Source organism: Bacillus sp. AFS023182 (assembly GCF_002560575.1).
Classification (GTDB): Bacteria; Bacillota; Bacilli; order Bacillales; family Bacillaceae_G; genus Bacillus_A; species Bacillus_A arachidis.
Genome location: NZ_NTRO01000022.1, coordinates 147885 through 162286, shown reverse-complemented (window position 1 = coordinate 162286; position 14402 = coordinate 147885). Strand labels below are relative to the sequence as shown.

Sequence of the window (14402 nt, the reverse complement as noted above, 5' to 3'; positions counted from 1 at the left end):
TCTTCGCTTTTTTTATTAGTTAAATGTAATATTATGTACAGTCTCTTTATCAAGACGTTTGATAACTTCTACAATTAACTTCACTGCATTCTCATAATCATCACGATGTAACATTGCTGCGTGAGAATGAATATAACGAGTTGCAATCGTAATTGCCATAGATGGAATACCATTGACTGAAACATGAATTGCACCTGCGTCAGTCCCGCCACCAGCTACAGAATCATATTGATAAGGAATGTCTAATTCATCCGCCACATCAACTACGAAATTGCGAAGCCCAGTATGTCCAATGACTGATGCATCATATAAAATGATTTGTGGTCCGTCACCCATTTTACTTTGCGCTTCTTTCTCTGTTACTCCTGGTGTATCACCAGCAATACCAACATCTACCGCAAATGCGATATCTGGTTTAATATAATGTGCAGATGTTTTCGCACCGCGAAGACCTACTTCTTCTTGAACAGTTCCAACACCGTATACAACGTTTGGATGCTTTTCATCTTTTAATTGTTTTAACACATCAATTGCAATTGCACAACCAATGCGGTTATCCCATGCTTTTGCAAGCAGCATCTTTTCATTTTTCATCACTTGGAATTCAAAGTATGGTACAACTTGATCTCCTGGTCGTACGCCCCATTCCATTGCTTCTTCTTTGCTAGAAGCACCAATATCAATGAACATATCTTTAATTTCAACTGGTTTTTTACGAGCTTCCGCTGGTAAAATGTGCGGTGGTTTTGAACCAATCACACCTGTCACATCACCTTTACGCGTTACGATTGTTACACGCTGCGCAAGCATAACTTGTGACCACCAGCCACCAACTGTTTGAAAACGAAGGAAACCTTTGTCATCAATTTGCGTAATCATGAAACCAACTTCATCTAAGTGACCAGCTACCATAATTTTCGGACCGTTTTCTTCCCCAACTTTTTTCGCAACTAAACTTCCTAAATTATCTGTAGAAAGTTCATCTGCAAACGGTTCGATATACTTTTTCATTACTTCACGTGGTTCGCGTTCATTCCCTGCGATCCCACGTGCATCTGTTAATTCTTTTAACATTGTCAATGTCGCGTCTAATTTTGTCATTACCAATACCCTCCTTTTTCTTCAATAAATTAATTATACAATAATTAAATCGAAATATTCAAAAATCAAATCAATATCCTTGTGTTTGGCGCTGATGATTTACTTCGTTCTTATCTAAATATGCTTTTTCAATTTCTTCTTGTCCAAAATCAAGAGCTTGTCCAAGGCGAAGATAGCTTGTAAATAGTTCAATATAATTTGTAATAGATGGTTGGTCCGTAAAACGAATCACTTTTGCATATGTGTCTAAGAAAATTTCAACTTGTGTTTTGTTCGTTTGTGCACATTTATAAAACAAGAAGTTTTTATCAATTCCTAAGTCAATTCCAATCGATAAAATAAAGTGCAAACCATCTACATATTCTTCAAGTATAACTTCACGCTCAGCTGCTGGCTTGGTGCTCCAATATTTAAAACAACGTGTTTCATTTGCAAGTTCTCCAATTTCAACAAGAAGTGCTAACATCTTTTCCTTTAATAGCTTCTTCGGTTGTAAGTCATGCCCTTTTACAATACGATCATCTAATTCTTTTTGTAATTTAAATAGTTGTAGTAAGTCCATTCTATTCCTCCTCCAACATCGCATAAAACAATGTTGTTTCATCTCATATTTATTGTAAGCTAAAAAATCCTACCCCTTACTATCTAATTAGCTTCCTATCCCTTTATGAAATAGCTTGTCCCTAAATCATCTAAACATTATCTACATATGATGAAACTTCCATATCATCTTTCCATTATAACAGTGTCATTTCCACTAGGAAAGATTCCTTTCTTTATAATAAAAACTACAGTAAAAAAGCCAGAGGAATCTCCTCTGACTTTTTTACTGTATGTTCTACTATATTCTTCTATGTTGTTACAACTTTCATACTGATTTTCTCATATTAAGCATAACACGTCCGTTAATTTTCCTTTCCTTCATGTAAACGCCTCTCGTTATAGGTACAAAAAGTTCTTACAAATTCATATTAATACAATAGAAGAAAAGAAAACGATTCTAATTATGGAATGATTAAAAATAAAAAAACCTTAGAAGAAAATCTTCTAAGGTTTTTAAACAATTATTTTAAGTTGCTTTTTGCAACTGTTGCTAATTCAGCGAAAGCTTTTTCGTCATGAACAGCTAAGTCAGCAAGCATCTTGCGGTTAACTTCGATACCAGCAAGTTTTAAACCGTGCATTAAACGGCTATAAGAAAGACCATTCATGCGAGCAGCTGCGTTAATACGAGTGATCCATAATTTACGGAAGTCACGTTTCTTTTGACGACGGTCACGGAACGCATATAATAAAGACTTCATTACTTGTTGGTTAGCAACTTTGAATAAAGTATTTTTAGAACCGTAGTAACCTTTCGCTAGTTTAATCATTTTTTTACGACGTTTACGAGTAACTGTACCACCTTTTACTCTTGGCATAATATTACCTCCTAGTGTGTTCTATATATCAACCGAACTTATTTTAAGTTGTCAAGCATTTGACGAATACGTTTGTAGTCACCAGCGCTTACTAGACCAGCTTTACGTAGTTTACGTTTAGCTTTTGTAGATTTGTTAGCGAATAAATGGCTAGTATAAGCGTGGTCACGCTTAAGTTTACCAGATCCAGTTTTTTTGAAACGCTTTGCAGCGCCGCGATGAGTTTTTTGTTTAGGCATAGGTATTTCCTCCTCTATCTATTACTTATCGTTTTTCGGTGCTAAAACTAAGAACATACTACGTCCTTCCATTTTAGGCTTAGATTCAATTGTACTAACTTCAGCACAAGCTTCTGAGAAGCGATCTAAGACACGTTGACCGATTTCTTTATGAGTAATGGCACGTCCTTTAAAGCGAATTGACGCTTTAACCTTGTCGCCTTTCTCTAAAAACTTGATAGCATTACGAAGTTTTGTGTTAAAGTCGTGTTCATCAATTGTTGGACTTAAACGAACTTCTTTCATGCTAATTACTTTTTGATTTTTGCGCTGTTCTTTTTCTTTCTTTTGTTGCTCAAAGCGGAATTTACCGTAGTCCATAATGCGGCATACTGGCGGTTTCGCATTTGGAGCAACCAATACTAAATCAAGATTAAGATTTGCAGCTAAGTCTAAAGCGTCATTACGAGACTTGATGCCAAGTTGATCACCATTCGCACCAACTAAACGTACTTCACGTGCACGAATTTGCTCGTTAATCATCATATCCTTGCTAATAGTAAGCCACCTCCAAGGTTTTCTTAGAATACGTTTGTAGTCGTAGAACCCAAACAAAAAAGTGTGGGCATACGAACACCCACACTTGTACGATCTTAAGTAAGAAAGACATTTACCTGCTAACTGCATATGCGTCAATCAGGTGAGAAGCGGGTGCTTCTACTTGTTCTACAAAACAATATTCTATTATCCTTGATGAGTTTATCATAGGATATAACGTCTGTCAAGAAGACGCGTTTTACTAACAACAAGAAATATTGTAACAAACAACACGAATACATGCAATACTTTTTTATGATAAGTGTTGTTTGGTTATTATTTCTAGTTTTTATCCTTAGCAACATAAAAGAAAGCCGCGGCATACCGCGGCTCTTTCTTAGCGTTTTCCTTCAACTTTAATCATATCAACAAATGCATCTAATGCAATTGTTTCTGATTTTTGTTCACCGTATTTACGTACGTTTACGCCGTTTTCAGCCACTTCATTGTCACCTACTACAAGCATATACGGAATTTTTTGCATTTGTGCTTCACGAATTTTGTAACCAATTTTCTCTTCACGAGTATCTACTTCAACACGGATACCAGCGCGTTGTAAGTCTTCCTGTACTTTCTTCGCGTAGTCTAAATGTACTTGCGGAGAAACTGGGATTACTTGTACTTGAACTGGCGCTAACCATGTTGGGAATGCACCTTTGTACTCTTCAATTAAGAAGGCAACGAAACGTTCCATAGTTGATACAACACCTCGGTGAATAACAACTGGACGATGAGGTTTACCATCTTCTCCAACGTAAGTTAATTCAAAGCGTTCTGGAAGTAAGAAGTCTAATTGTACAGTTGAAAGTGTTTCGTCTTTTCCAAGTGCAGTACGAACTTGAACATCGAGCTTTGGACCATAGAATGCCGCTTCACCTTCAGCTTCATAGTACTCAAGACCCATTTCATCCATCGCTTCTTTCAACATACCTTGTGCTTTTTCCCACATTTCATCGTCAGCATAGTACTTTTTAGTATCTTCTGGGTCACGATAAGATAAGCGGAATGAATAGTTTTCTAAACCGAAGTCTTTGTATACCTCTAAAGTTAGGTTTACAACACGTTTTAACTCTTCTTTAATTTGATCTGGGCGAACGAAAATGTGCGCATCATTTAAAGTCATTCCACGTACACGTTGCAATCCAGATAATGCTCCAGACATTTCATAACGATGCATTGTTCCAAGCTCCGCAATACGGATTGGTAATTCACGATAGCTGTGAATATCATTTTTATACACCATCATATGGTGAGGGCAGTTCATTGGACGAAGCACTAATTCTTCATTGTCCATTTCCATTGATGGGAACATACCATCACGGTAGTGATTCCAGTGACCAGAAGTTTCATAAAGCTCTCTGCTTCCTAGAACTGGAGTGTATACGTGGTCATATCCTAAGCTTGCTTCTTTATCAACGATGTAACGCTCAATGATACGACGGATTGTTGCACCTTTTGGTAACCAAAGTGGTAAACCTTGTCCTACTTTTTGGCTATTTGTAAATAATTTTAACTCTTTACCTAATTTACGGTGGTCACGCTCTTTCGCTTCTTCAAGCATACGTAAATGCTCATCTAATTCTGCTTTTTTCACGAATCCAGTACCGTAAATACGTTGTAGCATTTTATTATTGCTATCGCCGCGCCAGTAAGCACCCGCAACGCTTAACAATTTAAATACTTTAATTTTCCCTGTAGATGGAAGATGAACACCGCGGCAAAGGTCGAAAAATTCACCTTGTTCATAGATTGAAATAACAGCATCTTCAGGAAGATCGTTAATTAATTCTAATTTTAGCTCATCTCCAATTTCCTCATAACGGCGAAGTGCTTCAGCACGTGGTACTTCATGACGAACGATTTCTAAGTTCTCGTTCACAATTTTTTGCATTTCTTTTTCGATTTTTGGGAAGTCCTCAACTGTAATTGCCTCTTCCATATCGATATCGTAGTAGAAGCCATTTTCAATTACTGGACCAATACCAAGTTTCACATCTTTATATAAACGTTTTAACGCTTGCGCTAAAAGATGAGCTGTTGAATGACGTAAAATGTACAAGCCATCTTCAGAGTCTAATGTAATGATTGAAACTGCACCATCTTCTTCGATTGGTGTACGAAGATCAATCATCTCATCATTTAATTTTCCAGCCACAGCCTTTTTCTTTAAGCCTGGGCTAATAGAAGCTGCGATTTCTTCAGTTGTTGTTCCTTTTGGAAACTCCTTCACAGCTCCATCAGGGAAAGTAATTTTAACTACATCTGCCATCACTGGTCACTCCTCTTTTTCTCAAAATAAAAAACACTCATCCCGTAAAAAGGGACGAGTGTTGAATTCGTGGTTCCACCCTTGTTTCAATTAACCAAATTGTTAATTGCTCAAGTACAACATAACGGTGTTGACCGTTAGCAATTACTAGAAAAACGTTCACTGCTAAAGTTTAGAGGTGGTAAGTAATAAACTCGTACTAGGAAGCTCACACCCTAAGGCTTCCCTCTCTGAGAATCGTAGCAAATTACTCTTGTCCTCATCGTGACATTTCAATATATTTCATTTATGTAGGTAATTATATGCTCAAAAACTTAGAAAATCAAGGGCGTTCCCCTTATTTTTTAAATTTTTCACGTTGCGCTCAAATTCATGTAGTGCACATAATTGAACTCGTTCTTGAAATACATTTTGAAGGGTAACGATCATATTGTGATCTTGCTCTTTCGTATACAAATAAATCGTTTTCGGTGCAATAGAAAGAAGCGGTGCAATTACCTTCGTGTCAATATATACACTCTGCTTAGTTAGTAACTCCTCATCTATATATTGAACCAATTTCTCCTGCTTTAAACGTATTCCTTTTTCATCATAAAAAATAAAGCTTTCATCAAATACAAGATGTATGCAAGATAACCGTGATTTACGGCTACTCACCTGTTGCCGTAGCATTTCTACAAACATTTGATATTCTTGTTCCATTTTATATTCATCAATCGCTACTTCCGCAAGTCGATGAATCATCTCCCTATATGCGCGGAGACGAAAACGAATATAAGATGAAAAAGAAAACGAAAGCGGGTCACAGATCCACCCTTTTAAAGAAGACATAATACGATCTTCAATTTGATTACGTGTTAAATCCGAAGCAAGCCCTTTTCGTTTTCCATTTAAAATAGCATGTGCCATATGTAAAATTTGATGGCATTCTTCTTGTTCTTCGTAAAAAAACTTTTCTTTTAAAATGGCACGAATCCATTCATTTTGTTTTATATTAACAATAAAATAAAGGAGTACTGGTATTAAAACTTTCTCAATATAATTCGATTCGCATATTGGAATATGAATTGTTACCTTTTGTTCATATAAATAAACACTCGTTTCTTTATATAGCTTTTCCGTTCTCTTTATCAGTTGTTGATATACGTGCGCAGCATCATTTTTTTCTTCGAAACAAATTTCAATCACTCTTGCCCCCCCTTTTATCCCGCTTACAGAGTTGCTTTCTCTCAAGCCCCATAAGAGTTCAGTTCGTGTAAGCTGGGCTCTATGTAGAAATAACTTCTCCATACTGATGAAAGCTTCATCCTATAATCCTTGCTAATTTTATATATATTAAGGGAGTAGAAAAAAAATGATACAAGCTCGTATGAATTTTCAAACGTATAGATAAATAAAAAGAGCAAGCATTATGCTCGCTCTTTACGTATGACGACGGTTTTTCCCGCCAATCGGAACCGGCTTCGCTAAATATTTAATGCGCTCCATAATCCGAGCCGCCTTCATTTCTTCTGCTTCTCCGCGCTGTGTATACGTTAAATGATGTTCTAACTGTTTAAAATCAAAATTAGACGTAAAGAACGTTGGTAAGTTTTCAAGCATACGGAATTGTAAAATGGCACCTAGTACATCATCACGGACAAAGCTTGACATCGCTTCTGCTCCAATATCATCTAACATTAATACCGGCACATATTTTACTGCGTCAATTTTTTCGCTAATCGTATTATTTTGCAGCGAACTTTTTATTTCACGTAAAAATTCAGGCAAATATACAATCATTGAACTGACCTTCCTCTGAGCCAACTCATTAGCAATTGCTCCCAAAACAAATGTTTTCCCAACACCAAACGGTCCATAGAAGTACAATGCCTGTACTTTCTTCCCTGGCTCATACTCACTTAAAAATTCATTCGCAGCACGAATTGCTTCAAAGCGATTTCCATCAGATAAATCGAGAGAAGACATAGACGCCTGCAATATATCCTTCGGCATATATACACTTTGAATGAGCTTCTCTTGTTTCTTCCTCTCATCATAAGCCACTTTTCTTACGCAGCGATCATATTGAATATCAATCATCTTACCTTGAATAATCAATTTCGGTTCATACCCTTGAATCATATTTTTACAGGATTCTAAGTTTGGGCAATCTGCGCATCCAACGCTTTGTCCAATGTATTCATATAGCTTCACAAGACTTCGCTCTATCATGGAAGTCGTGACTTCACCTTTATGTTCTTCTACAAACTCTTTTATACGCGGATGAGCCATAACTTCTGCTTTTAACACTTCATATCTATTTTTAAAATTTTCATTTTGCATTAACTTTGCAAATGAATTTTGAATATGCTCCATTCTTTCACCTCAAAGAGCGTTCATTCTCCTCTATTAATCACGCTTATATTTTTTTAACTCTTCTTCCAATCTCTTTCTTTCTTCTTCTAACTTGCTCGGTTTTTCCGGCACATTTGCAAGATCTTTAGACTGTTCTTTTGGTTGTTCCTTCGCTTGTTCTTTCAGCCAATCTGGCACCATTTCTTTCCGTACTGTTTTTTTCGATGTACGGCCCTTCTTCTTCGTCTCAGCCCACTCTTGATATTGGCGATTCTCTTCTTTCGCCAATGCCATTGCTTCTGATACGGTACCGACCTTTTTTCGTGCCCAATGCCCTGCGATTTTCTCAACATATGTTTTGGAAAGCTTCATATCTGAACGCAGCATTACATAATAAATCAGTACATTGACAACACCTGGCGTTAATTTTTGATTCATCATTACTTCTTCTACAATTTGCAAATCTGCTTTTGTCGCTTCTGCACCGCCTGAGATTTCTTTTAACAATTGTTTTGGTGGAATCTCTTCCAGCTGTTTAATGAGCATCTCTTCTTGGGTAGACGGCTCTTTCTCTTTCATCGTACGTGAAGAATGAGGCTGCACTCGTTCACTTAACACTGGAAGCGCTTGACCATTTTCGAATTGATACCAATCACGCGCTCCTTTGCGAAGCCTTTCCATATCAATCGTTTGCAGTTCTGTCATTGCTCCAAGCACAATGTTTTGCATCGATAGCACATCCACACCATACACATAGGAAAGTGTAACCACACATTCCCGCACTTGATCCGTAATCGCTTTTCGCGGCACAAGAGTCGATAACCCTTCCACAAATAAAGAAAAATCAAAGAAATCGTTCCAAAGATTAGGAGCCGTTCCTTTCGCATTGCCAGGCATAACTGCGTTACTCGGAATTCGAAGTTCCTCTTGTGCATGTTCAAATTGACCTGGATTAAAAGACCCAAATACATCATTAAAGGAATGCGTAACATTTTCATAAGAAGTAAAATCAAACTCTTCTTCTAAGAAATATTGCTTAACTTGATTATATTTTGCACGACTCAATCGATTATACAAGAAGATGCTCAGGACAATATCATCAAAAAATTGTTTTGGTGATAACGGCGACTGAAGCTCGTATATAAACATTCGAATATCTTTTTCTTTTTTTATATATACGTTTAAAAGCCCAATCGCTTCTAATTTCACCCGTTCTTCATACACTTCTGGAAGCTGCATTTGCATCGTTACCATAAGAGAGTGATGTGTATTCTCTTTTCCAAATACACGATCCTGCTCTAACTCTCCCCACATCGTCATGTATAGGCTAAAAGCCTTGCTACCTACTAATGGTTGATATAACATCGTTAATACCTTGCGATCGTAACTATGCAGCAACCCTTTTGCACTTACTTTATAACGATCAATTGGCAATAGCTCCATCCATGACTGTTTTTCCATCCTTGCAATTCCTTTCTTTCGCCCATTCTACGTATATAACTCCTTAGTGAAAAAGAGCTAATAGCTTACGCTTCTAGCTCTTTCCCCCACTATTTGTAGGCTCCAAGTTCCACTTTATTCTCGTTCTTTTTGCAGTATATCTTTTAATTCTTCAATAAATACATTTAAATCTTTAAATTGACGATATACAGAAGCAAATCGTACATAAGCAACATCATCAATATCTCGAAGTGCTTCCATGACGATTTCGCCGATCATATCGCTTTTCACTTCTGATATTCCTAAATTTCGAAGTTCACGCTCTACATTTTGCGTTACTTCTTCTAATTGTTTTAATGATACAGGTCTTTTTTCACACGCTTTAATTAATCCACGCAAAATCTTTTCTTTATTAAACTCTTCTCTTGTTCCCTCTTTTTTTACAACAATAAGAGGTGGTTCTTCTACTCGTTCAAATGTCGTAAATCGATTTAAACAACTTTCACACTCTCTTCTTCTTCGAATGGAGCGCCCCTCATCTACCGGACGTGAATCCAATACTCTTGTACCATTATGAAAACAGGATGGACAACGCAACTCATTCACTCCCTTGCAATTTAATCTTTATTTTTCTTACTTTACTTACACGTGAAAATATATACAACATTATATAACCTATTTATCTATGCTTACCACTTCAACTTCACACTTACCCTACTTTCATGGGTAGTAATACTCCCAACTCAAAATCCATTAAAAACAACATAATTAGACAGGAGATTCGTTTCCTCATAAAAATTTAATTGGTATGGTTCTCTTACTAACAGAAATTCCACCTTATATAAACTAAAAAAAGAGGTGCATTATACACCTCTTTACATTTTAAATCAATTATGTTTTTTTTTAAAGAGCTTTTGTTTCTCTATGCTTAATTTCGAAGCTACCTGTGCCTCGAGGAAGCTCGATGCTCTCTCGCGTTTTCGCATTTAAACCTTCTGCAATATACTCTGCAGCAACATTTGGATCAATACGATCCCCACAAGTATAAACATCAATACTTGCATAACCGTGCTCTGGAAAGCTATGAATTGTTAAGTGTGATTCCGAAATGATTACCACTCCACTTACACCCTGCGGTGCAAACTTATGAAAAGCAACCTCACGTACTTCAGCACCTGCTCTTAGTGCTGCATCCACAAATAATTGTTCAATAAACGGCATATCATTAAGCTTGTCAAAATCGCAATCCCAAAGTTCAGCGATTACGTGACGGCCCATCGTGTCCATAGTATCCATTCTACAGTTCCCCCTTGTAAATTTAATCTAACTGTTCGAATTGAAAACTAATTTGCAATTTGGCTTGCTCCACTACCACGGGGGAAAGTTAGTCCAGAGAGGTCCTAACCCTTTAAGTAGTGACTACGTACCTCAGCTCTTAAGTTTACGAGTGTTAGTATACTTTGTTTATTTTCATTTTGCAACAACAGTTTTTTCGTTTTTTTGTCATATTCTCTTCTTTACTTTTTCCCAAAAAGAATATTTAATTCACAAATACAGCAATCACAATGTTTTTTCATATGTACCATTCACAAAGATATACTTGAATAATATTTTTCCTTTTCAAAAAAAGTACAAAAAAAGAAGACAAGCAATCGCTTGCCTCCTTTTCTATCATTAAATGTGTTGTACATTTTCTTGTTTTGCTAGTTCAGTGACAACTAACTTCACAAGATCTACAACACGGCGAGAGTAACCCCACTCGTTATCATACCAAGCAAGCACTTTAACTTTACGCTCTCCCATTACCATTGTAGATAGGCCATCAATGATAGCAGAATGTGTATTTGTATTAAAATCAATAGAAACAAGAGGTTCTTCGCTGAACTCTACAATTCCTTTCAGCGCACCGTTTGCAACAGTTTTAAACGCTTCATTAATTTCTTCAACTGTTACATCACGTTTTACATCTACTACTAAATCAACAAGAGACACGTTTGGTGTTGGAACGCGAAGTGCCATTCCGTGAAGTTTTCCATTTAAGTGCGGAAGAACTTTCGCTAATGCTTTCGCAGCACCTGTTGTTGTAGGAATAATAGACTGTCCACAAGCACGTGCTCTTCGTAAATCTTTATGTGGGTTATCAATATTTTTTTGGTCATTTGTATAAGCGTGAACAGTTGTCATTAAACCGTTTTCAATTCCGAACTGTTCATCTAACACCTTAACAACAGGCGCTAAACAGTTTGTTGTACAAGATGCATTTGAAATAACAGTATGTTTTGTAATATCTAATTGTTCTTCGTTTACACCAACTACAACTGTTATATCTTCATTTTTACCAGGTGCCGTTAAAATAACCTTCTTCGCCCCAGCTTCTACGTGAAGAATCGCTTTTTCTTTTGCATTAAATTTACCCGTTGCTTCGATTACAACTTCAACACCTAAGTCTTTCCAAGGCAATTCTTTTGGATCGCGGTTGTTTAGAAGGCGAATCATTTTCCCATCCACTAATAAATGATCTTCAAATGCTTCTACTGTTCCGTCAAACTTGCCATGAACTGTATCATACTTGATTAAATGCGCTAATGTTTCTGATGGATAGCTTGCGTTGATTGCTACAATTTCGAATGCGCTTTCTTTTATTGCTTGACGAAATACCATTCTCCCAATACGTCCAAATCCATTAATTGCCACACGAATCATAATATGTTATCCCCCTTGAATGCGTTATACTATTTATCTCTAATCCCAATAATAGTATAACACAAAAAGGAGATATGTCACTAAGCATTTTCACTAATTTTACATTTTTTTAATTAATGATGTTCCACTCTTTTAAAATGAGCTGTAATTGTGCTTTTGTCTCGGCAATTGTGCCATCATTATAAATAACTTTATTAGCTAATGTTACTTTCTCTGCTAAAGACATTTGTGAATGAATGCGTGCTTTCGCTTCCTCTTCTATAAAACCATTCCGCTTCATTAAACGCTCTAACTGCGTACTAGGTGATACAGCTACAACTAAAATTTGATCAACAAGACTCGTTAGCTTACTTTCAAATAAAAGTGGAATATCTAGTACAACCGCTTGCACGCCTTCCTTTATGTACATATCCTTCTGAGCATTCATTTCTTTCCGAACAGCAGGATGAACGATTTTGTTTAAATGCAATCGTTTTTCTTCATTATGAAATACAATACTTCCAAGCTTTTGACGATCTAGCTCCCCATTTGCTTGCAGTATTTCTTCACCAAATACCTCTACAATTTCTTTATATGCTTCTTTACCTTGTTCTACAACTTCCCTAGCAATAATATCCGCATCTATAACAGGAATGTTTAACTCACGAAACATTTGCGAAACAGTGCTTTTCCCACTTGCAATGCCTCCTGTTAATCCAATTACAATTGTCATCATTCTCCTCCTTACAAATAGAAGCGTGAAACTTATGTTCCACGCTCCCACTTACATTTTCCAAATTCCAATAATAATAAGTAAAATCCCAGGTAGAAACGTAAATTTTTGTAACCATCGCATATTCGATAAAACCGTTCCTAGCCTCATTCCAATAAATAAAAACAGAGAGCTCATAACGGCAACTAACACCGCCATCATAGCAGGCGTATATCCCAGTAAGGATGCACCAATTCCTGCTCCAAACGAGTCTACTGAAAGAGCGATCCCCAAAAGCAAGGCTTCTCCACCAGAAATTGTGCCTGATTTATCAAAATCGGCAACAGTCGGCTTCCGTAAAATTTGAATGACTAATCCAAGCGAAGCAATTTCTAACTTCCAAACTTTCTCTTCTTGCTGCGGTTCGTCTTTTTTCTCACTCCGAAAAAACTGATACAACACCCATGCACCAATAGCCACTAAAACGATTCCGCCAATGCGCGTTGCAATCACTGGAGAAAACACCTTAGCAATCATATGTCCAATTCCCATCGAAACAAGCATGACAGCCGCTGAACACATTCCAATGATAAGTATCGATTTTAACGGAATCCTCACGCTCCGCAAACCATACGTAAGCCCTACACTACAGCTGTCTAAACTTAATGTAAAAGCTAATAAAACAAGAGAGAAATAATGATACATCGGTAAGCTCCTTCCCTATACATAGCTTTGCTGTATGTATATGACAAATACCTATCCGATGTTATTAGAAAACAATATCTTTCTTAGCTTTTTGGCTGGCACATAGGGCAATAATGCGTTCCTCGTCCACCAACCACTGTCTTTTCAATCACACTCCCACACGTTACGCATGGTTCACCTTTTCTTCCATACACATTTAGAAGCTCTTGGAACGAGCCGATTTGTCCTTGCGAATTGATATACGTTCTGATTGTACTTCCTCCGCGCTCAACAGCCTCCGCTAATGTTGCGACAGTTGCCTCATGAATTTTTTCTATTTCGGCTTTCGTTAAAGATGAAGCTTCTCGTTCTGGGTGAATCCCGGAACGGAATAAAACTTCATCTACATATATATTCCCAAGCCCAACTAAAAGACGTTGATCTAATAGTACAACTTTTATTTTGCGGTTTGTCTTTTTCAATCTCTCCTGCAAATATCCTGGTGTCAGTTCAGCGTCAAATGGCTCAGGCCCTAAATCAGCAAGTGGCATTTTGTCGAATTCTTCACCTTTTTTAAAGAGGTGCATCGTACCAAACTTTCTCACATCTTTATAGTGTAACTCTGTACCATCTGTAAACTGAAAACGCACGTGCGTATGTTTATCAATTGGTTCGTCCTCTTTATGAAGTAAATATTTCCCCTCCATACGCAAGTGTGAAACAATAACGTACTTTGTTACATAAAGAAGTAAAAACTTACCTCTTCGTTCAATCCGTTCAATCGTTTCACCGCGTAACATTTCTTTAAAGAGCTCAGCGTCATCTGGTCGCTTTACTAATTTTGGATATGTTACAATCACATCTTTAATTATTTTTCCCGTTACAAGGTTTTCAAGTGTCCTTCTAACATTTTCAACCTCTGGTAATTCAGGCATTCAATC

General features: G+C 37.0%; 15 protein-coding genes and 2 other annotated features. All 15 genes read right to left on the bottom strand.

The window, feature by feature from the left end; all coding sequences use genetic code 11:
* Window positions 1–15 precede the first annotated feature (15 nt).
* Window positions 16–1101, bottom strand: a complete 1086-nt coding sequence (locus CN288_RS11885; RefSeq protein ID WP_026593615.1) for a M42 family metallopeptidase — start codon at window positions 1099–1101, stop codon at window positions 16–18.
* A gap of 70 nt (window positions 1102–1171) precedes the next feature.
* The gene (locus CN288_RS11880; protein WP_026593616.1) at window positions 1172–1663 is read right to left on the bottom strand and encodes a dUTP diphosphatase; all 492 of its coding nucleotides are present in this window, start codon (window positions 1661–1663) and stop codon (window positions 1172–1174) included.
* Window positions 1664–2165: 502 nt separating this feature from the next.
* Entirely contained in the window at window positions 2166–2522 is a 357-nt protein-coding gene (gene rplT, locus CN288_RS11875) for a 50S ribosomal protein L20 (RefSeq protein ID WP_017153952.1), read from the bottom strand.
* 38 nt (window positions 2523–2560) lie between these two features.
* Window positions 2561–2761 carry a 50S ribosomal protein L35 gene (rpmI, locus tag CN288_RS11870; protein ID WP_012095718.1) on the bottom strand — a complete coding sequence of 67 codons (201 nt, stop codon included), beginning with the start codon at window positions 2759–2761 and terminating at the stop codon, window positions 2561–2563.
* Window positions 2762–2782: 21 nt separating this feature from the next.
* The gene (gene infC, locus CN288_RS11865; protein WP_000973214.1) at window positions 2783–3286 is read right to left on the bottom strand and encodes a translation initiation factor IF-3; all 504 of its coding nucleotides are present in this window, start codon (window positions 3284–3286) and stop codon (window positions 2783–2785) included.
* A gap of 61 nt (window positions 3287–3347) precedes the next feature.
* Window positions 3348–3469, bottom strand: a sequence feature (ribosomal protein L20 leader region).
* Window positions 3470–3674: 205 nt separating this feature from the next.
* The gene (gene thrS, locus CN288_RS11860; protein WP_026593618.1) at window positions 3675–5606 is read right to left on the bottom strand and encodes a threonine--tRNA ligase; all 1932 of its coding nucleotides are present in this window, start codon (window positions 5604–5606) and stop codon (window positions 3675–3677) included.
* A gap of 47 nt (window positions 5607–5653) precedes the next feature.
* Window positions 5654–5881 (bottom strand) — a binding site (T-box leader).
* Window positions 5882–5912: 31 nt separating this feature from the next.
* Window positions 5913–6794 (bottom strand): putative sporulation protein YtxC, encoded by an 882-nt coding sequence (gene ytxC, locus CN288_RS11855; protein ID WP_026593619.1) that lies wholly within the window; start codon window positions 6792–6794, stop codon window positions 5913–5915.
* Between the two features lie 234 nt (window positions 6795–7028).
* Window positions 7029–7964 carry a primosomal protein DnaI gene (gene dnaI, locus CN288_RS11850; protein WP_026593620.1) on the bottom strand — a complete coding sequence of 312 codons (936 nt, stop codon included), beginning with the start codon at window positions 7962–7964 and terminating at the stop codon, window positions 7029–7031.
* A gap of 33 nt (window positions 7965–7997) precedes the next feature.
* Window positions 7998–9404 (bottom strand): replication initiation and membrane attachment family protein, encoded by a 1407-nt coding sequence (locus tag CN288_RS11845; RefSeq protein WP_026593621.1) that lies wholly within the window; start codon window positions 9402–9404, stop codon window positions 7998–8000.
* Between the two features lie 114 nt (window positions 9405–9518).
* Window positions 9519–9980 (bottom strand): transcriptional regulator NrdR, encoded by a 462-nt coding sequence (nrdR, locus tag CN288_RS11840; protein ID WP_012095725.1) that lies wholly within the window; start codon window positions 9978–9980, stop codon window positions 9519–9521.
* A 306-nt stretch (window positions 9981–10286) separates the two neighbouring features.
* Window positions 10287–10670 carry an adenosylmethionine decarboxylase gene (speD, locus tag CN288_RS11835; protein WP_006096185.1) on the bottom strand — a complete coding sequence of 128 codons (384 nt, stop codon included), beginning with the start codon at window positions 10668–10670 and terminating at the stop codon, window positions 10287–10289.
* Window positions 10671–11057: 387 nt separating this feature from the next.
* Window positions 11058–12086: a glyceraldehyde-3-phosphate dehydrogenase gene (locus CN288_RS11825; RefSeq protein WP_026593622.1), complete on the bottom strand. Its 1029-nt coding sequence runs from the start codon at window positions 12084–12086 to the stop codon at window positions 11058–11060.
* A 109-nt stretch (window positions 12087–12195) separates the two neighbouring features.
* Entirely contained in the window at window positions 12196–12798 is a 603-nt protein-coding gene (coaE, locus tag CN288_RS11820) for a dephospho-CoA kinase (protein ID WP_090687834.1), read from the bottom strand.
* Between the two features lie 51 nt (window positions 12799–12849).
* Window positions 12850–13482, bottom strand: coding sequence for a sporulation membrane protein YtaF (gene ytaF, locus CN288_RS11815; RefSeq protein ID WP_090687837.1), 633 nt, complete (start codon window positions 13480–13482; stop codon window positions 12850–12852).
* 83 nt (window positions 13483–13565) lie between these two features.
* Window positions 13566–14396, bottom strand: coding sequence for a DNA-formamidopyrimidine glycosylase (gene mutM / locus CN288_RS11810; protein WP_026593625.1), 831 nt, complete (start codon window positions 14394–14396; stop codon window positions 13566–13568).
* Window positions 14397–14402 lie beyond the last annotated feature (6 nt).